Annotated in this window: 14 protein-coding genes, 15 tRNA genes and 2 pseudogenes; 26 read left to right on the top strand and 5 right to left on the bottom strand. The window is 37.8% G+C overall.

The window, feature by feature from the left end; translation table 11 throughout:
• Nucleotides 1–27: 27 nt before the first annotated feature.
• The 16 genes from B5P40_RS28790 to B5P40_RS33005 all read left to right on the top strand — a co-directional run bounded on the left by B5P40_RS28790 (nt 28) and on the right by B5P40_RS33005 (nt 1,639).
• A tRNA-Pro gene (locus tag B5P40_RS28790) sits at nt 28–101 on the top strand.
• A gap of 14 nt (nt 102–115) precedes the next feature.
• Nucleotides 116–188: transfer RNA gene (locus tag B5P40_RS28795), tRNA-Ala, on the top strand.
• 20 nt (nt 189–208) lie between these two features.
• Nucleotides 209–285: transfer RNA gene (locus B5P40_RS28800), tRNA-Met, on the top strand.
• Between the two features lie 4 nt (nt 286–289).
• A tRNA-Ile gene (locus tag B5P40_RS28805) sits at nt 290–366 on the top strand.
• 17 nt (nt 367–383) lie between these two features.
• Nucleotides 384–476, top strand: a tRNA-Ser gene (locus B5P40_RS28810).
• Nucleotides 477–503: 27 nt separating this feature from the next.
• Nucleotides 504–580: transfer RNA gene (locus tag B5P40_RS28815), tRNA-Met, on the top strand.
• Nucleotides 581–583: 3 nt separating this feature from the next.
• Nucleotides 584–659 (top strand) — tRNA-Asp (locus B5P40_RS28820).
• 13 nt (nt 660–672) lie between these two features.
• A tRNA-Phe gene (locus B5P40_RS28825) sits at nt 673–748 on the top strand.
• Nucleotides 749–762: 14 nt separating this feature from the next.
• A tRNA-Thr gene (locus B5P40_RS28830) sits at nt 763–838 on the top strand.
• 10 nt (nt 839–848) lie between these two features.
• Nucleotides 849–924: transfer RNA gene (locus B5P40_RS28835), tRNA-Lys, on the top strand.
• A gap of 13 nt (nt 925–937) precedes the next feature.
• Nucleotides 938–1,008, top strand: a tRNA-Gly gene (locus B5P40_RS28840).
• A gap of 6 nt (nt 1,009–1,014) precedes the next feature.
• Nucleotides 1,015–1,091, top strand: a tRNA-Ile gene (locus B5P40_RS28845).
• Between the two features lie 7 nt (nt 1,092–1,098).
• Nucleotides 1,099–1,173, top strand: a tRNA-Asn gene (locus B5P40_RS28850).
• A gap of 6 nt (nt 1,174–1,179) precedes the next feature.
• A tRNA-Ser gene (locus B5P40_RS28855) sits at nt 1,180–1,270 on the top strand.
• A 6-nt stretch (nt 1,271–1,276) separates the two neighbouring features.
• A tRNA-Glu gene (locus B5P40_RS28860) sits at nt 1,277–1,348 on the top strand.
• 135 nt (nt 1,349–1,483) lie between these two features.
• Nucleotides 1,484–1,639 (top strand): hypothetical protein, encoded by a 156-nt coding sequence (locus B5P40_RS33005; RefSeq protein WP_165690453.1) that lies wholly within the window; start codon nt 1,484–1,486, stop codon nt 1,637–1,639.
• 30 nt (nt 1,640–1,669) lie between these two features.
• On the opposite strand, the gene B5P40_RS28865 is transcribed toward B5P40_RS33005, so the two are convergent.
• The gene (locus tag B5P40_RS28865) at nt 1,670–2,893 is read right to left on the bottom strand and encodes an MFS transporter (protein WP_016120974.1); all 1,224 of its coding nucleotides are present in this window, start codon (nt 2,891–2,893) and stop codon (nt 1,670–1,672) included.
• A gap of 323 nt (nt 2,894–3,216) precedes the next feature.
• Here B5P40_RS28865 and B5P40_RS28870 point away from each other — a divergent pair, with 323 nt between their 5' ends.
• From B5P40_RS28870 to B5P40_RS28880, 3 genes are all read left to right on the top strand, one after another.
• A complete protein-coding gene (locus B5P40_RS28870; protein ID WP_113710329.1) occupies nt 3,217–3,816 on the top strand; it encodes a TetR/AcrR family transcriptional regulator in 600 nt (199 codons plus the stop codon).
• Between the two features lie 192 nt (nt 3,817–4,008).
• Nucleotides 4,009–4,182: a hypothetical protein gene (locus B5P40_RS33010; protein WP_181462970.1), complete on the top strand. Its 174-nt coding sequence runs from the start codon at nt 4,009–4,011 to the stop codon at nt 4,180–4,182.
• Nucleotides 4,183–4,650: 468 nt separating this feature from the next.
• Nucleotides 4,651–5,595 carry an L-lactate dehydrogenase gene (locus B5P40_RS28880; protein WP_002129674.1) on the top strand — a complete coding sequence of 315 codons (945 nt, stop codon included), beginning with the start codon at nt 4,651–4,653 and terminating at the stop codon, nt 5,593–5,595.
• A gap of 173 nt (nt 5,596–5,768) precedes the next feature.
• Here B5P40_RS28880 and B5P40_RS33855 read toward each other — a convergent pair.
• Nucleotides 5,769–5,990: pseudogene (locus B5P40_RS33855) on the bottom strand (hypothetical protein); the annotation flags it as partial.
• A 201-nt stretch (nt 5,991–6,191) separates the two neighbouring features.
• Between B5P40_RS33855 and B5P40_RS28895 the strand changes: the two are divergent.
• On the top strand, nt 6,192–7,304 hold the full coding sequence (locus tag B5P40_RS28895) for an RNA-guided endonuclease TnpB family protein (protein ID WP_113710331.1): 1,113 nt from the start codon (nt 6,192–6,194) through the stop codon (nt 7,302–7,304).
• 138 nt (nt 7,305–7,442) lie between these two features.
• On the opposite strand, the pseudogene B5P40_RS28900 reads toward B5P40_RS28895, so the two are convergent.
• Nucleotides 7,443–7,847, bottom strand: a pseudogene (locus B5P40_RS28900) (TasA family protein); the annotation flags it as partial.
• Nucleotides 7,848–8,318: 471 nt separating this feature from the next.
• On the opposite strand from B5P40_RS28900, the gene glgB reads away from it, so the two are divergent.
• From glgB to glgP, 5 genes are all read left to right on the top strand, one after another.
• Nucleotides 8,319–10,256, top strand: a complete 1,938-nt coding sequence (glgB, locus tag B5P40_RS28905) for a 1,4-alpha-glucan branching protein GlgB (RefSeq protein WP_113710333.1) — start codon at nt 8,319–8,321, stop codon at nt 10,254–10,256.
• The gene (gene glgC / locus B5P40_RS28910; RefSeq protein WP_002089246.1) at nt 10,204–11,334 is read left to right on the top strand and encodes a glucose-1-phosphate adenylyltransferase; all 1,131 of its coding nucleotides are present in this window, start codon (nt 10,204–10,206) and stop codon (nt 11,332–11,334) included. Before glgB ends, glgC begins: the two co-directional genes overlap by 53 nt.
• An 18-nt stretch (nt 11,335–11,352) precedes the next feature.
• Nucleotides 11,353–12,387 (top strand): glucose-1-phosphate adenylyltransferase subunit GlgD, encoded by a 1,035-nt coding sequence (gene glgD / locus B5P40_RS28915; RefSeq protein WP_002129670.1) that lies wholly within the window; start codon nt 11,353–11,355, stop codon nt 12,385–12,387.
• Between the two features lie 137 nt (nt 12,388–12,524).
• Nucleotides 12,525–13,955 carry a glycogen synthase GlgA gene (gene glgA / locus B5P40_RS28920; protein WP_002167471.1) on the top strand — a complete coding sequence of 477 codons (1,431 nt, stop codon included), beginning with the start codon at nt 12,525–12,527 and terminating at the stop codon, nt 13,953–13,955.
• An 18-nt stretch (nt 13,956–13,973) separates the two neighbouring features.
• Nucleotides 13,974–16,382 (top strand): glycogen phosphorylase, encoded by a 2,409-nt coding sequence (glgP, locus tag B5P40_RS28925; RefSeq protein WP_113710334.1) that lies wholly within the window; start codon nt 13,974–13,976, stop codon nt 16,380–16,382.
• A 157-nt stretch (nt 16,383–16,539) separates the two neighbouring features.
• Here glgP and B5P40_RS33860 read toward each other — a convergent pair whose 3' ends face one another.
• Nucleotides 16,540–16,674, bottom strand: a complete 135-nt coding sequence (locus B5P40_RS33860) for a hypothetical protein (protein WP_000911073.1) — start codon at nt 16,672–16,674, stop codon at nt 16,540–16,542.
• 76 nt (nt 16,675–16,750) lie between these two features.
• A complete protein-coding gene (locus B5P40_RS28935) occupies nt 16,751–17,473 on the bottom strand; it encodes a lipase family protein (protein WP_113710335.1) in 723 nt (240 codons plus the stop codon).
• Between the two features lie 141 nt (nt 17,474–17,614).
• On the opposite strand from B5P40_RS28935, the gene B5P40_RS28940 reads away from it, so the two are divergent.
• A complete protein-coding gene (locus B5P40_RS28940; RefSeq protein ID WP_113710336.1) occupies nt 17,615–18,385 on the top strand; it encodes a MerR family transcriptional regulator in 771 nt (256 codons plus the stop codon).
• Nucleotides 18,386–18,430: the final 45 nt, after the last annotated feature.

Genomic DNA, 18,430 nt, shown 5'->3' on the forward strand with positions numbered 1-18,430 from the left:
ACTCCTCTCGGGCGCGTTTTTTATTAACGGGAAGTGGCTCAGCTTGGTAGAGCACCTGGTTTGGGACCAGGGGGTCGCAGGTTCAAATCCTGTCTTCCCGATATTTTCAAAATATGGGGCCTTAGCTCAGCTGGGAGAGCGCCTGCCTTGCACGCAGGAGGTCAGCGGTTCGATCCCGCTAGGCTCCACTTATTTGAATATAACTTATGGCGGTGTAGCTCAGCTGGCTAGAGCGTACGGTTCATACCCGTGAGGTCGGGGGTTCGATCCCCTCCGCCGCTACCATAAAGGACCTTTAGCTCAGCTGGTTAGAGCAGACGGCTCATAACCGTCCGGTCGTAGGTTCGAGTCCTACAAGGTCCACCACTCAAAGTTCATATCTCGGAGGTATACCCAAGTTCGGCTGAAGGGATCGGTCTTGAAAACCGACAGGCGGCGAGAGTCGCGCGGGGGTTCGAATCCCTCTACCTCCTCCATTTTTTCTAAATTAAATATTATATCATCGCGGGGTGGAGCAGTACGGTAGCTCGTCGGGCTCATAACCCGAAGGTCGCAGGTTCAAATCCTGTCCCCGCAACCAAATGGTCCCGTGGTGTAGTGGTTAACATGCCTGCCTGTCACGCAGGAGATCGCCGGTTCGACCCCGGTCGGGACCGCCATTTTTTTAATAAAGGCTCGGTAGCTCAGTCGGTAGAGCAGAGGACTGAAAATCCTCGTGTCGGCGGTTCGATTCCGTCCCGAGCCACCATTTTGAAATAGCAAGCCGGCTTAGCTCAATTGGTAGAGCAACTGACTTGTAATCAGTAGGTTGGGGGTTCAAGTCCTCTAGCCGGCACCACTTTCAAAATGAGCCATTAGCTCAGTTGGTAGAGCATCTGACTTTTAATCAGAGGGTCGAAGGTTCGAATCCTTCATGGCTCACCATTTTTAATTTAATGCGGGTGTAGTTTAGTGGTAAAACAAGAGCCTTCCAAGCTCTGGTCGAGAGTTCGATTCTCTTCACCCGCTTTTTATGGGCCTATAGCTCAGCTGGTTAGAGCGCACGCCTGATAAGCGTGAGGTCGATGGTTCGAGTCCATTTAGGCCCACCATAATTATTCCGCAGTAGCTCAGTGGTAGAGCTATCGGCTGTTAACCGATCGGTCGTAGGTTCGAGTCCTACCTGCGGAGCCATATTATAGAGAAGTACCCAAGTGGCTCAAGGGGCTCCCCTGCTAAGGGAGTAGATCGCGAACGCGGTGCGAGGGTTCGAATCCCTTCTTCTCTGCCAGATTTTGGCCCGTTGGTCAAGTGGTTAAGACACCGCCCTTTCACGGCGGTAACACGGGTTCGAATCCCGTACGGGTCATACTAAAAGAGATAGCATAATCTGCTATCTCTTTTTTGTTGTATAAAAGTGGACTTTTGATAGTCTGCTTTTTTTTATAGATTTTTGTATACTTTTTTCTATTTGAACCGTCTAACTAATAGAAAGGAGAGAGCGATGGAGTATGAAAAGGTCATTATAGAAACATCAAAAAGTATTTATAGATATTTGCTTAAAATTGGAGTAACACCAGCAGAAGCAGAGGATATCGTTCAAGATACGATACAAAAAAGTTATATTAATTTAAATGGGATTACCTCTTCTTATACATAAGAAGAGGTAATCCTATTTTTTGAATATGTTTTAACTCTCCGCGGAATGCCCATCCGGTTTCATAACAGCATGACTATATGCGGAGTGGAGAGTTTTGTATCCTAAAAGTGCAATAGTTAAGGCAAGGCCTCCTGCAATAATAGCCACACTAAATCCTGCGCGAGCTCCAAAAGTATCAATAACTAAACCAGCTACCGCTGATCCTAGAGAGACTCCAATACCAAGTCCTGTAATTGCCCAGGTCATTCCTTCGGTTATTTTTGATTCAGGTACGATTTTTTCCACCAGTCCCATAGTAATAATCATAGTAGGGGCAACAGATAAGCCTGCAAAGAAAACAATAACTACTAGCCAAGCAATAGTGTTTACGAAAACTAGTGGCAGCATTGTTACCATTGATAGTGTGACTGCTATTAAAAATTGATTATATGGTGGAGTACTGAGTTTAAGAGTGCCGAAAATAAGACCTGCTAGGCATGAACCGATTGCATAGACGGAAAGCACAAAGCTAGCAGCTACTGTGTTTCCTTGATGCTCAGCAAAAGCCACACTAACTACATCTATTGTGCCAAATATAGTACCTATAGCGATGAGTGTGAATACAAGCACTCGTAATGTACCAATTTTAAATACTGTTCCTTTGTTTGTAATGTCGTGGGGATGTACATGTGGTTCTGTGCTTTTTTGCATGGTGAATAGGCATACCCCGATTGTAAGAAAAACACATGATAAAAGTGGTCCTGCTTCTGGGAAGAACATAACACTTAAACTGACGGATAATACAGGACCAATGATGAAGCAAAGTTCATCGACGACCGATTCGAAGGAAAATGCTGTATGCAATTTATGAGATCCACGGTATAGTTTAGTCCAACGTGCACGTACCATGGCCGACATGTTTGGCATACAACCCGCACATAAGGCGGATAGAAATAGCGTCCAATAAGGAGCCTCATATTTCGTACATAGAAGTAAGAGAATCGTAAAGAAAACACTGATACCTGTAGTCGGAAGAAGTATACGAGATTGCCCTAATTGATCAGCCATACGAGAAATATGAGGAGCTAGTAAAGCTGATGATAATGTGAAGGTGGCTGCAACGGCTCCGGCAAGCCAATAGTCACCACGTAACTGAGATAACATTGTAACAATACCAATCCCCATCATTGATATGGGCATCCGAGCTATAAAGCCTGCTAATGAGAATCCTTTTGTACCAGAAGCACTGAAAATCTCACGGTAGGAATTAAACATAATAATCACCAAAGTATTTGACGTTTACATATACATTCTTCATTCTTGTAACTCCTCCTCTGTGTCGTTAATACCTTCTATAAAAAGGGACAGTGAGTCAATTTAGGGTATAAGTAAGAAGTTATATTATCTTGTAAGCTAGAAAAAATTGACATACGCACCGTATGCCAATATCATATTAACATACGGTGCGTATGTCAATTGAAATGTTTTATCTCTGGATGGAGAGCTAACGTTAAAAGGAGTTATTCTTTTATATAGAGAACGATACTATAATGGGATTCATTTTGAATAAAGGGAATGAATAGAAGTAGGAGGAAAAGATGGTTAAAAAAACAAGAGCAGAAATGATCATTGAAACACGCGCTAAATTGCTGAGTGCAGCAAGAGAGGCTTTCGGTACAGTTGGATATGTAAACACATCTATGGATGATTTTACTGCATCTGTCGGTTTAACGCGTGGTGCAATTTATCATCATTTTGGCGATAAAAAAGGATTGCTAGAAGCAGTTGTAAAAGAAATTGATATGGAAATGGATAATAAATTACGGAAAGTATCAGATGAGGCGGAAGGAACTTGGGAAGGATTTGTTGGGCGCTGTCGAGCTTATTTAACGATGGCACTTGATCCAGAAATTCAGCGAATTGTACTTCGGGATGCACCGGCAGTATTAGGAACTAGTTATTATCAATCATCACAGTCACAATGTTTAGCGACGATGGCGGAGATACTTCAGCAACTAATGAAGTATTGTATTATTGAAAAGACGGACTGTGAAGCTTTAGCAAGATTCATAAATGGCGGACTAGTGGACCTTGCTTGTTGGATCGCGAATTCTGAAGATGCAGAGGAACAGCTGTCTAAAGCGTTGCATAGCCTAACACTTATATTGAATGGTTTATTATTAGAAAAGAATGCATAATTTTAACTGATATTTCTTTATTAATATACAGTAATTGCTAAAATGGAGGTGATACAGCGCATGTTAATTTATTTGCTCCTTTTCGCATTAGCAGGCTGTTTATTTATATGGATAGGAAGTAATATATTGAAAAAAGAAAGAACACCTTTCATTGCAGGATATAATACTGTATTCCATCCATAGAATGAAAGGGTGTTAGCAAGACGAGTAGGTGTAGTAGTTATTCTATTTGGAGTAGAAACAATATTGTTTCCACCAGTTGCATTTTTCTTCAACTTTGAGGGGTTTTACTTTGGTATTTTAGCTGGGGTAGATATTGTTGTTGTTGTATTTATTCTTCTCATAGTAGATCAGCTGGAAGTTTAATATGTTACGTTTTGCTTACTTGTATCTTGGAAAATGGTTTGTAGAATAGATTCCCATATGCTTAGGGCATCAGGGAAGAAATGCCCAGTTTCGTTTATATAGTGTGTTACCGCATGAGGAGTAGTTTGAGGCTACTCTTTTATTTCTTCTATTGATGAAACGATATTATCTGTACGTTGCTAAAAATGGAGAGGGGTAAAAACATTTTTAAAGTGGTAATTAAACTTGTTTATTTCGATTCACAATCTTTATAAAACATCCTCATTGGTATTGATTCCACACTTGATCTAATCATTTTACACTCTATGTGAAAAAGTTCACAAATAGGTCATAATTTGTGAAGGAATTCACAATAATCCGTGCTACAATATGTATGTAAAGAAGTTAAACAACATTAAATTAGTATTTTAATTAATTACTTAAACAATAATAAAAAATAGATGTAAACAATTGAAAGGGGAAATTAGCATGAAAAAAGGTATCAATCGCGTAGTATTAGTAGGAACAGGAGCTGTAGGTTGTAGTTACGCTTACTCAATGATCAACCAAGGTGTAGCTGAAGAATTCGTACTAGTAGATGTTAATGAAGCAAAAGCAGAAGGAGAAGCAATGGACTTAAGCCATGCGGTACCATTCTCTCCAGCACCAACAAAAGTTTGGAGCGGTAGCTATGCAGATTGTAAAGATGCAGATTTAGTAGTTATCACTGCTGGATTACCACAAAAGCCAGGCGAAACTCGTTTAGACTTAGTTGAGAAAAATACAAAGATCTTTAAACAAATCGTTCGCGGTATTATGGATAGCGGATTCGATGGAATCTTCTTAATCGCAACTAACCCAGTTGATATTTTAACTTACGTAACTTGGAAAGAATCTGGTTTACCGAAAGAGCGCGTAATCGGTTCTGGTACTACTTTAGACTCTGCTCGTTTCCGTTACATGTTAGGTGACTACTTAGATGTAGATCCACGTAACGTTCATGCTTACATCGTAGGTGAGCACGGTGACACTGAACTTCCAGTATGGAGCCACGCTACTGTAGGTGTACAAAAACTAGAAACAATCTTAGCGAACAACGAACAGTATAACCAAGAAGATTTAGATAAAATCTTTGAAAATGTACGCGATGCAGCTTACCACATTATTGAGCGTAAAGGCGCAACTTACTACGGAATCGGTATGTCACTACTTCGTGTAACTAAAGCAATCTTAAGCAACGAGAACAGCGTATTAACTGTATCGGCATACCTTGAAGGTCAATATGGTGAGAAAGATGCTTTCGTAGGTGTTCCAGCTGTTATTAACCGCGAAGGTGTACGTGAAATCGTAGAACTTGAGCTAAATGAAGAAGAAAAAGCGAAATTCGCTCATTCTGTAAAAGTATTAAAAGAAACAATGGCACCAGTACTATAATAATTGCTAAATAATTCAGAGGCGGGAAACTGCTTCCTACCTCTGAGTTTTTATATAATTTAATATAAATTCCTTTTCCGGTTTCCCTTGTATATCCCCAATATACCCCTTTTGCTGGATAAGGGTCGTTTATAGAAAAGAGCACTCTACTTTATATAGAGTGCTCTTTATTATTATTTTTTAGGTGTTAATCCTAATTTCTTTAAAATATCTGCCAGTGTACTGCTTTTTGATTTTTCAACAGGTGTTTGTGATTTAGATGCATCCGGTCCTTTTTTCAAGAAGTTCTTTTCAACGAAACGAATATCTTTTTCGTCGACAATGCCATCTTTGTTAAGGTCGCCGTCTTTCACAGATAGTCCTTTTTTACCATAGTTGCTAGCGATAATTTCGGTTTGATTTAGTCCGAAAAATTTAGTTTTCCTATTTATTTTGCCTCTGATATAATCAGTCTTATAAGAGGGGAATTTTGGTATAACCATGAAATTAAATAATATTAACTCAGTGTTCATGTTGTGTTATCATCTTTGGTGGTTCGCCGTAGATAAAGTAAAACAGTTTATGGGAAATCAAGGCGAAAAGTGAGATGAATTAATATGACAAAGCATAATAAGGCGTACAAATTTCGTCTGTATCCAACAGAAGAACAAGCAAATCTGATACGTAAAACTTTTGGGTGTGTACGCTTTGTATATAACAAAATGCTAGCTGAACGGAAAAAAGTATACGAAAAATACAAAGAGAACAAGGAAGAGCTAAAGAAACAAAAATTCCCTACTCCTGCGAAATACAAGGTGAAGTATGAATGGTTGAAAGAAGTCGATTCATTAGCATTGGCTAACGCTCAATTAAACTTGCAAACTGCGTATAAGAATTTTTTTAGTGGTCAAAGTGATTTTCCTACATTCAAAAGTAAAAAGAGTAGAAAATCCTATACAACAAATCGAGTAAACGGAAATATTATGTTATTTCATGGTTATATCAAATTACCGAAATTGAAAATGGTGAAACTGAAGCAACATAGAGAGATCCCGCCAAACCATATCATCAAATCATGTACGATTTCGATGACACCCTCTGGTAAATACTATGTGTCCATCTTGACTGAATATGAAAAAGAGATTGTACAAAAAGAAGTAGAAAGTGTAGTTGGATTAGACTTTGCAATGGCTGAATTGTACGTGAGTAGCGAAGATGAGAAAGCCAATTATCCTCGCTTTTATCGTCAGATGTTAGACAGATTAGCAAAGGCACAACGAGTATTAGCAAGACGTGTGAAAGGCTCAGTGCGCTGGAATAAACAACGCATTTGTGTAGCGAAGTTGCATGAAAAGGTCGCCAATCAACGTAAAAATTTCCTTCATCACAAGTCTAAAGAATTAGCTACGAACTTTGACGTTGTAGCAATCGAAGACTTACATATGAAAGGAATGTCACGAGCACTTCGCTTTGGTAAGAGTGTAGCAGATAACGGTTGGAGGATGTTCACGACATTTTTAGCATATAAGCTACAAGAACAAGGAAAACAGCTTGTAAAAGTAGATAAGCGGTTTCCTTCTACAAAGATGTGTAGTAATTGTGGAAACAGAAAAGATATGCTACTATCTGAACGCACGTATGAGTGTTCTTGTGGACTAACAATAAGTCGCGACTATAACGCAGCTATTAATATCAAAAGAGAAGCCATACGCCTATTAGCGCTAGCATAAATAGAACAAAATAACCTTTGGAACAAGGGCGTTAGCTCGGCTGTCCTAGGACAAATTCGTTAGCTATCAAAAGTAGCGACTAACCGAGAAGCCCCCACTTCAAGTAAGCTCGTAAGAGATGCTAAGTGGTGGGTAGTTCACTTCTGATAGTTTTGTTTCCCACAAAATTTCATGATTATCATTAGGGTTAGATGGCTTTCCATCATTCACTAAAAATTTGACGATGATGTGATCGCCTAAATCTTCACCATCATTATTTTTCTTTGCATCTGTGACTTCATAGGATGTTTCAAGTGCTACTTTTGCAATGTCCAATGAACCTTTATTTTCAAGTTTGAAGTTTCTTTCAATAAAATCACCTGGTTTTAAATCTTTCACATCAACGATGACACTTGGATTAATAGAAAGATCTAATGTTCCAGCTTGAAATGAATTATTAGATGTTTCAGAATCACTGAAATAGGCGAATACACCGCCAAATGTAAGTGATAAGCCTAGTGATGCAGTGACAACTCCCATTCCTATTTTTTGTTTTAATGACATAAGAAAGCCCCCTAGTTTAATTTTTATAGCAAACAGTCGCAACGAGTATGAAAAAAGTAAACATAGCATTTCAGTATGAATTGTAGTTGCGAAAGCTCGGCGTTCGTTATTGAGAACGAGTGTATGCTTATGAATTTTACATTTCAATAAATTTTGTGACAAAAAATGTTGAGAAACATTTTTTTATGACAGATTATTTTGTTTGTATTTTACGTGGAAAGAGCGTGAAATACAGAGAGAAACCAATAAAATAAATATTGAGCAACAATGAAAGGCGAGAAATAGTAAGGAAAATGAAGCGCTTGCAATGAATATTCGTCAAAATTCGATAATTTACACGAAAAATGTGAACATTTTAAGTGAAATTTAAGAAAAAAACGAATATTTTTAAAAAAATAACAAGGATATTTCAGTTTTTCGCAGAAATGATAAAGAGTAAAAAAATTCTGTCATCTTAGTGAGGTGAACATATTGGATGTAATAAATTGTGAAGAAGTGAAACGAGATGAGTTTCATACAGAAAAGTACTATGACAGTTATAACATCTTTGGCGCACATATTGTGACGGAAGATGGGATGCGAGGGGTACGATTCACAGTATGGGCTCCTCATGCGAAAGCAATGAGTGTTGTTGGGGATTTTAATGAATGGGATTATGAGCAACATAAGATGCTACAAGTGACAGAAGAGGGGATTTGGTCCTTGTTTGTACCGCATATTGAAGAGAATGATATATATAAGTATGCGATTGAAACGATGGACGGTGACGTTATTTTAAAAGCGGATCCTTATGCAGTATATGCAGAAGTAAGACCAAATACGGCATCTGTAGTTTTTGATATAGAGGGATATGAATGGAATGATAAAAACTGGATTCGTAAGAGAAAGAAAAAATCGATTTATAAAGAAGCGATGACAGTTTACGAATTACATTTCGGTTCTTGGAAAAAGAAAGAGAGTGGCGCTCTGTATTCTTACAGAGAAATGGCCGAGGAGCTCATTCCGTATGTGGTGGAACATCAATTTACACATATTGAAATTATGCCGCTTGTTGAGCATCCATATGATCGTTCTTGGGGATATCAAGGAACAGGATATTATGCAGCGACAAGTAGATTCGGCACGCCACATGATTTGATGTATTTTGTCGATGAATGTCATAAATATGGAATCGGTGTCATTTTAGATTGGGTACCGGGGCATTTTTGTAAAGATGCTCACGGTTTATATTTGTTTGATGGGACACCGACTTATGAATATAAAGATAGAGACGTACAAGAAAACCTTGTATGGGGAACTGTTAATTTTGATTTAGGGAAGAGAGAAGTACGTAATTTCTTAATTTCAAATGCGTTATTTTGGATGAAGTATTTCCATATTGATGGTTTCAGGGTAGATGCAGTTGCGAATATGCTGTACTGGAATAAAGAAGGAAAAGAGCAAAGCAATGAACACGCCGTTTCTTTCTTACGAGAGTTAAATGAAGCCGTGTTTGCAGAAGATGAAGAGTTTCTTATGACAGCGGAAGATTCAACAGCTTGGCCACTTGTAACAGCTCCAACATACGAGGGTGGACTTGGATTCAATTATAAATGGAATATGGGTTGGATGAATGACGTGCTGAAATATATGGAATGTGCGCCAGAGTACCGGAAATACATTCATGAGAAAATGACATTCTCTTTAATATATGCTCACTCTGAAAACTTCATATTGCCGCTTTCTCATGATGAAGTCGTTCATGGGAAAAAGTCGTTATTAAATAAAATGCCGGGAGATTACTGGGATAAGTTTGCTCAGCTTCGTTTATTATATGGATATTTCTTTACTCATCCAGGTAAGAAATTACTCTTTATGGGTGGAGAATTCGGGCAATTTGATGAGTGGAAAGACCTTGAAGATTTAGATTGGAATTTACATGATTTTGAAATGCATCGTAATATGCATGATTACTTTAAAGAGCTCATAGCATTGTATAAGCGCTCAAAACCACTTTGGCAGTTAGATCACTCGCCTGAAGGATTTCAGTGGATTGATGCTAATAATAATGAGCAAAGTATTTTCTCGTTTATCCGCCAAGGGGATAAGCAGGAAGATGCGTTAGTTGTCGTATGTAATTTTACGAAAGCTACATATGAAAACTATAAAGTAGGTGTACCAGATTTCGAGTACTATAACGAAATTTTAAACAGTGACTCGGCGCAATATGGCGGATCGGGGCAAGTTAATAAGAAACGTCTCAAGACGATTCTAGAGCCATATCATAATCAAGCGGCACATGTAGAAATTACAATTCCACCATTTGGCGTATCCATATTACGACCAGTGAAGACGAGAAAGGGGAGCAAAAAACAAGATGGCTCAAAAACAAAAGTGCGTAGCAATGTTACTAGCAGGGGGAAAAGGTAGTCGTTTAAGTGCATTAACAAAAAATTTAGCCAAGCCAGCTGTTCCATTTGGTGGTAAATATCGCATTATTGATTTTACGTTAAGTAACTGTGCAAACTCCGGTATTGAAACGGTGGGGATTTTAACACAATATCAACCGTTAGAACTTCATAATTATATTGGAATCGGAAATGCTTGGGATCTTGATCGTGTAAACGGTGGAGTCACTGTGTTACCTCCTTATGCGGAGTCTTCAGGTGTGAAGTGGTATACAGGTACGGCAAGTGCTATTTATCAAAACTTAAACTATTTAAGTCAGTATGAACCAGAATATGTCCTTATTTTATCAGGCGATCATATTTATAAAATGGATTACAGCAAAATGCTAGATTACCATATTGAGAAAGAAGCGGACGTTTCGATTTCTGTTATTGAAGTGCCGTGGGATGAAGCAAGTCGCTTTGGCATCATGAATACAAATGAAGAGATGGAAGTTGTTGAATTTGAGGAGAAACCGCAATTTCCAAGAAGTAATCTTGCATCAATGGGAATTTATATTTTTAACTGGGCTATTTTAAAAGAATATTTAGAGATGGATGCAAGAAACCCTGAATCTAGTAATGACTTCGGAAAAGATGTACTTCCGCTTTTATTAGATGAAGGGAAGAAGTTGATGGCGTATCCGTTTGAAGGATATTGGAAAGATGTTGGAACGGTGAAAAGCTTATGGGAAGCGAATATGGATTTACTTCGCGATGAAACATCGTTGAACTTGAACGATCGTAATTGGCGCATTTATTCTGTAAATCCAAACGAGCCACCTCAATATATTGCACAGCAGGCAAAAGTAGAAGAGTCACTTATTAATGAAGGGTGCGTCATTGAAGGGGACGTGAAGCATTCTGTTTTATTCCAAGGAGTGACGGTGGAAGAAGGTAGTATGGTAATCGATTCTGTCGTTATGCCGGGGGCAAAGATTGGTAAAAATGTTGTGATTGAAAGAGCGATCGTTGGATCGGAAATGGTTATTGAAGATGGGACAATAATTCGTCCAGAAAAAAATGTTGATGATGTAGTACTAATTGCTGAAGGAAAATAGAAAAGGGGGATGAAATGAATGGGAGAAAAAATGTTAGGAATTATTAATGCAACGGGAAGTTTTCCTTCCTTAAAGAAAGTAACAGGGCATCGTTCATTAGCGGCGTTACCGTTTGGAGGCCGTTACCGCCTCATTGATTTCATGCTTTCAAATATGGTGAATTCTAATATTCATAGCGTGGCGGTTTTTACAAGTCATAAAAATCGTTCTTTAATGGATCATGTCGGTTCAGGAAAACAGTGGGATTTAGATAGAAAGCGTGATGGACTGTTTTTATTCCCACCGAACTGCCAATGTGATCATGACGAATTTGGATCTTTTGCACATTTTAGAAGACATATTGATTATTTTCTAAGAAGCAGAGAAGAATATGTTGTTATTACGAATAGCCATCTTGTAACAGCGTTAAACTTTCAAGCGGTGTTAGAGCGACATATACATACGTCTGCAGATATTACTGAAGTTTGTCATGAAGGGGTTTCGCTTCAAACATATGTGTTAAAGAAACAATTATTGCTAGACTTATTTGAGACATATAAAGATGTGGAGCAATACAGTTTATTTGATGTAGTGAGAGAAAAGAGCGGGAAATCACTGCATATTACTACGTACGAACATACAGGATATGTAGCTATTATTGATTCTATTGAAAGTTACTATAAACATAGCCTAGAAATTTTGCAGCCTTCTATTTGGAAGCAATTATTTAAGAAAGAAGCACCAATCTTTACGAAAGTAAAAGATGAGCCACCAACTCGTTATATGAAGGGTGCAGTAGTGAAAAATACGATGATTGCAAACGGTAGTATTATTGAGGGTGAAGTAGAAAATAGTGTTGTCTCCCGTTCTGTTAAAATTGGAAAAGGTTCAATTGTTCGTAATAGTATTATTATGCAAAAGAGCCAAATTGGAGATAATTGCATAATAGACGGTGTTATTATCGATAAAGATGTGAAACTTGGCGACGGCGTAGTGTTAAAAGGAAATGCCGATGAGCCATATGTTGTAGAAAAAGGTAGTGTACAAAATAGTACAATCAACAGTTATTCGTAAATAGCAGGTGCATAATTAGTGGGGGATTTAGAAAACCCCCACTAATTAAGGTTTTACTCTATATGGAAACTTGAAGGGAGGAAGCTGTAAGAAGAGCGATTTATGATGTATACGCTTTTCGTGCAGTGGAACAACAGGTGAATATTTTATTTGCAGTATCAGAATGTGTACCGTTTATTAAATCCGGAGGTCTAGCTGATGTAGCAGGAGCGCTTCCAAAAGAATTAAAAAAATTAGGAGTGAATGTTCGCATTATACTTCCAAACTACAGTCTTATCCCGAAAGAGTTAAGAGAAGGATGTACGCTTCATAAAGTAATTAGCGTTCCCCTTGGATGGAGAAATCAATATTGCGGGATTTTAAAAGGTGAGCAGGACGGGATTACGTATTACTTAATAGACAATGAATATTATTTTAAGAGAGATTCTCTATATGGCCATTATGATGATGGGGAGCGTTTTTCTTATTTTTCAAAAGCAGTTTTAGAGTGTATTCCGCATCTTGATTTCGAAGTAGATGTTCTTCATAGCCATGATTGGCATACAGCTATGGTTAATTTCTTACTTCGTGAAAAGTATCAAGATAACCCGTTATATGAGCATATTAAAACGGTATATACGATTCATAACTTGCAGTTCCAAGGTGTATTTCCTCCTGAAGTGATGTACGACTTACTGGAGCTTGGTCATGAATATTTTCATAGTGAACAGCTTGAGTTTTATGGAAACGTGAACTTTATGAAAGGCGGTATTATCGCATCTGACCAAATTACAGCGGTTAGCCCGACATATAAAGAAGAGATTCAATATGAGTTTTTCGGTGAGAAGTTAGATGGATTGCTACGAAAATATAATGATAAGCTTAGTGGCATTGTAAATGGAATTGATACGAGCGTATATAATCCAGAAACAGATCCATATATTACGGCTCAGTATAGTGCAGAATCGCTAGATGAAAAGAATGAAAATAAACGCGCATTGCAGCGTTATTTTGGTTTACCAGAAAAAGAAGATACACCAGTTATTTCGATGGTAACACGATTAACGAAACAAAAGGGGCTTGATCTAGTACGTACTGTATTCCGTGAAATAATGGAAGAAGATGTACAATGTATTATTTTAGGATCAGGCGATTCTGAATACGAGCAGTTCTTTGAATGGATGGCATACGAGTATCCAGAAAAGGTAAAAGTATATATTGGGTTTAATGAAGCGTTAGCGCACCAAGTGTACGCGGGAAGCGATTTGTTTTTAATGCCATCGCTGTTTGAACCGTGTGGACTTGGACAACTTATTGCGCTAGCATATGGCACGATTCCAATTGTAAGAGAAACAGGCGGATTAAATGATACTGTACATTCTTACGATGAGGACACTGGAATTGGGAATGGCTTTAGCTTTACGAATTTTAATGCGCATGACATGTTACATACGATTCTTCGTGCAATTGAGTTTTATCAAGATAAACCGGTATGGGATAAGCTTGTAAAGCAAGCGATGACTGAAGATTATAGCTGGGGGAAATCTGCTCTTGCATACAAGAAATTGTATAAAAGTCTCATGGAATAACATTGAGGTGGTGAAAAAATGTTTACTCATGTTGAAAGCTTCAAATCCGCTTTTCTAGAGAAATTAGAAACGATGTATGGGAAAAGTTTCAAAGATTCTACAACTCGTGATCAGTATAATACGCTCGGTTATATGGTACGTGAGTATATGAATAGTCAATGGATTGCAACGAATGAAAGGTATCGTTCTGGAGATCAAAAACAAATGTATTATTTATCCATTGAATTTTTACTTGGGCGTTTACTAGGCAGTAATATATTAAATTTAGGCATTCGAGATGTATGTGAAAAAGGACTTTTTGAACTTGGAATTTCTTTGCACGAGTTAGAAGAAATTGAAGCAGATGCTGGCCTTGGTAACGGTGGACTTGGACGTTTAGCAGCCTGTTTTCTCGATTCACTCGCTTCTTTAAACTTACCAGGACATGGCTGTGGTATTCGTTATAAGCATGGTCTGTTTGATCAAAAAATTGTTGATGGCTATCAAGTAGAATTTCCAGAACAGTGGCTTCTTCATGAAAACGTTTGGGAAGTAAGAAGGTATGACCAAGCGGTAGAAGTAAGTTATTTTGGAAACGTTGAACCACTAGAAATTGATGGACGTTTAGAGTTCAGGCATACAAATGCAGAAGTTATTATGGCAGTACCATATGACGTTCCAGTTGTGGGGTATGAAACGAGTACTGTAAATACGCTTCGGCTTTGGAATGCGGAGCCAGTTCCTTTCCCGCAAAATTGTAAAGATATTTTGAAATATAAGCGTGAAACAGAGGCCGTATCGGAGTTTTTATATCCAGATGATACGCATGATGAGGGGAAAATACTTCGTTTAAAACAACAGTATTTCCTCGTATCAGCAAGTTTGCAAAATATCGTTCGTATGCATAGGGAGAGACACGGTAGTCTTCGTCAGTTACATGAAAAAATCGCGATTCATATAAACGATACACATCCGGTTCTAGCAATTCCAGAACTTATGCGTATTTTATTAGACGAAGAAAAATTGACATGGGAAGAAGCTTGGCACATAACAACGCAGACGATTTCCTATACGAATCATACGACGTTATCAGAAGCGCTTGAGAAATGGCCAATTCGCATTTTTAAACCGTTATTACCGAGAATTTATATGATTATTGAAGAAATTAATGAACGTTTCTGTCATGAGCTTTGGGACCGTTATTCGTACGATTGGAAGCGTATTGAGGACATGGCCATTATTGCGCATGACCTTGTGAAAATGGCTCATTTAGCGATTGTTGGTAGCCATAGCGTTAACGGTGTGGCGAAAATTCATACAGAAATTTTAAAGCAGCGTGAAATGCGATTGTTCTATGAATTTTATCCAGATAAGTTTAATAATAAAACGAATGGAATTGCTCATAGGCGCTGGCTAATGAAGGCGAATCCACAGCTGACGAATCTTATTTCGGAAGCGATTGGAGAAGAATGGAAGAAAGAGCCAATTAAGCTGCAAGCACTGCAAAACTTCATACATGATACTAGTTTTCAAGAAAAGCTTGCAGGGGTAAAACAAGAGCGTAAGATTATTTTAGCGGAGAGCATTCATAATAAAATGGGGATCACTATTGATCCAAATTCTATTTTTGATGTGCAAGTGAAAAGGCTACATGCTTATAAACGACAGTTATTAAATGTTCTTCATATTTTGTACTTGTATAACCGTTTAAAAGAGGATACTAGTTTTTCATTTTACCCACGTACTTTTATTTTTGGAGCGAAAGCATCACCTGGCTATTATTATGCGAAGAAAATTATTAAATTAATAAATGAGCTTGCAAGAAAAGTGAATACCGATCCGTACGTAAGTCAATTTATGAAAGTTATCTTTCTAGAAAACTACCGAGTTTCTTTAGCGGAAGATATATTCCCGGCGGCAGATGTAAGTGAACAAATTTCAACTGCAAGTAAAGAAGCATCGGGAACAGGTAACATGAAATTCATGATGAATGGTGCAATTACACTCGGAACGTTAGATGGAGCTAATATTGAAATAAAAGACCGGGTCGGTGATGATGCCTGCTTCATTTTCGGCTTAACAGCGGATGAGGTTCTTCATTACTACCAAAACGGTGGATATCGTGCAAGTGACTATTATCACCACAATATGCACATTAAAAAAGTAGTAGATCAGTTAACGAATGGTTTCTTTGCACAGTCGGGGGCTGAATTTGAAGCGATTTATGATTCACTTGTAATTCAAAATGATGAATACTTCGTTCTGCGAGATTTTGGTCCATATGCGGAAAGGCAAGAAGCTGTTGGTAGAGCGTATGAAAACCGAACGAAGTGGTTAGAAATGTCGATTTTAAATATTGCACAGTCTGGTCATTTTGCGAGTGATCGAACGATTTTACAGTATAGTAATGAGATTTGGAGTATTGGTAATGCGGTTACACAGTATTAAGTGAAAGTCCCTTTTGAAGGGACTTTTATTCATGGAGACAAAGTGTAAAAATGAATAATACGTATAGGGACGCTAAAGTGTATTCACTTTTAAAAGAGGAATATAATCACTTAAAAAACCGAGCTTAATCTCATTAAGCTCGGTTTTCTTTTTTTGCTTAAGAAAGAAATGGGATAGCGGTATATATGATACCTGTTCCACCATATTCGCCTGTCGCAAAGTATGAAAATGTAAAGAAACCTGTAAACGTAAAAATTACAATTAGAAAAAGTGCAAAGATAAATTTTAGCATGTAAGGTCCCCTCATCCGAAAGTAATTTCATAGATTATTATAGTATACAAATATTAAATTTCCAATTGTTTACTGGTTAAAAATGAGAGGTCAGACATGTTTTGTATGTTGTAATGGAATGGTTATTCGTAATGGATTTTGTATTTTTCGTAAATGTCATGTTGTGATGGACGTGTGCATATTCCCAGTCTTTATCATTAAAATGGACATTTCTTGGAGGGAGAAGAGGAACGACATCGAATAAATTGACAAAACGAAAGCTACTAGCTACTTGCAGTTTATAATAATTTCGAAAGGCGATATCTCCAACTTTTGGAGAGGCAAATGTATAAAGACCGTACTGTGCGAAGGCGGTGTTGATACGCGCATCGAGTATATGTAGTGTGGCGAGCGCGCCGCCTAAGCTATGGCCTGTTGCAAGAAGTTTCTTATGGGCTGGTAATGACACGAGCATATCCATAATAGAATCCCGGCAAGATTCATAAATTGAAAGAAAGCCGTTATGAACATTTCCGCTATTTAAAGCGTATGGGTATGGTCTTTGGTTGACGAGTGAATCGATAATCCAATCTGTATCTGTTTGTGTGCCCCTAAAAGCTACAATAATCGTATCCTCAGATTCTAATATGAATCCGAACCATTCTGTCTTTTGAATGGCCTTTCCTTGAAACCCTTGTACATATTGGAACCCATCGGGTATTTCGAAAATGCCATTTTGTTTATATTGTTCATACGTTAACTCGCAGCAAGATGCTAACAATATGGCAGTGTCTTTATCAAAGGATAAAGGAGTACGCATCAAGAAAGCCCTCCTTAAGAAAAGGTATAGTTCAATATATGCAGTGAGGGACTTGATTCATTCTTTTTGAAAAAAGGCTTGAACCTACAGTTACGTGAGGGAGTATGATTTTTGTAAACATATTGTTAGGAGGAGTGTAGGATGAGCAAAAAGGAAGGCTATTCAATTGGTGAGTTTTCAAAGAGAACAGGTATATCAATACGAACACTACAGTATTACGATGAACTTGGTCTGCTTAAACCTGAAAAAAATATAAGTTCAGGACACCGTGTATATAAAGATAGAGATATATTAGCGCTCCAAAAAATAGTGAGTCTTAAAGTATTAGGATATAGTTTAGAAGAAATTCGTGTCATGCTCAATGTGAAAAGTTTGAATATAAGCTTAAAAGAAACATTACAAAATCAAAGAGTAGCCTTTGAAGAAAAGAAAAACCAACTTGAAGTTTCGATAAAGGCGATTGAACGAACAATGGTATACCTTGAGGAAGATGAAGCGGTAGATAGTAATATATTAATGAGCTTAATTAATAGTATCCAAAAAGAAAACGAACAACGTTTATGGCTTGAAGAATATGTACCAAAAGAAGTGGCTGATGGATTATATAATAAGCCGGAAGAAGAGGACATAGCACTTGATAAAGAGTTTATGCGTTTAGCAAAAGAAGTGAAAAGGTTATTTGGAAGACAAATTGAGGATTCAGAAGTGCAAAAATTGGTTGATGAACATATGAAAGCGACTCTTAAGTATGTCGGTGAAGAGACAATGTATTCTCTAGGTAAATTAGAGAATGTAGAAGAACAATATAATAATACGATGCCTTCTCCTTATACAGAGGAAGAAGAGTTATGGCTTAATGAAGCGATGGAATGTTATATGGTTAAAAATGGTTTGTATAGTCCACCTAAATAAAAAAGCCGATTTCAATCTCAAGGATGGTATTATCCCCTTTAGGTA

The organism is Bacillus sp. SRB_8, assembly GCF_003264205.1.
GTDB classification, from domain to species: domain Bacteria; phylum Bacillota; class Bacilli; order Bacillales; family Bacillaceae_G; genus Bacillus_A; species Bacillus_A mycoides.

Excerpts from the sequence above, each read along its gene's own strand:
- glgC (WP_002089246.1), top strand. The coding sequence starts at position 10,204 with ATGGCTCAAAAACAAAAGTGCGTAGCAATGTTACTAGCAGGGGGAAAA.
- B5P40_RS33005 (WP_165690453.1), top strand. The coding sequence starts at position 1,484 with ATGGAGTATGAAAAGGTCATTATAGAAACATCAAAAAGTATTTATAGA.
- B5P40_RS28895 (WP_113710331.1), top strand. The coding sequence starts at position 6,192 with ATGACAAAGCATAATAAGGCGTACAAATTTCGTCTGTATCCAACAGAA.
- glgP (WP_113710334.1), top strand. The coding sequence starts at position 13,974 with ATGTTTACTCATGTTGAAAGCTTCAAATCCGCTTTTCTAGAGAAATTA.
- B5P40_RS28935 (WP_113710335.1), bottom strand. The coding sequence starts at position 17,473 with ATGCGTACTCCTTTATCCTTTGATAAAGACACTGCCATATTGTTAGCA.
- B5P40_RS28870 (WP_113710329.1), top strand. The coding sequence starts at position 3,217 with ATGGTTAAAAAAACAAGAGCAGAAATGATCATTGAAACACGCGCTAAA.
- glgD (WP_002129670.1), top strand. The coding sequence starts at position 11,353 with ATGGGAGAAAAAATGTTAGGAATTATTAATGCAACGGGAAGTTTTCCT.
- B5P40_RS28865 (WP_016120974.1), bottom strand. The coding sequence starts at position 2,893 with ATGTTTAATTCCTACCGTGAGATTTTCAGTGCTTCTGGTACAAAAGGA.
- B5P40_RS28940 (WP_113710336.1), top strand. The coding sequence starts at position 17,615 with ATGAGCAAAAAGGAAGGCTATTCAATTGGTGAGTTTTCAAAGAGAACA.
- B5P40_RS28880 (WP_002129674.1), top strand. The coding sequence starts at position 4,651 with ATGAAAAAAGGTATCAATCGCGTAGTATTAGTAGGAACAGGAGCTGTA.
- B5P40_RS33860 (WP_000911073.1), bottom strand. The coding sequence starts at position 16,674 with ATGCTAAAATTTATCTTTGCACTTTTTCTAATTGTAATTTTTACGTTT.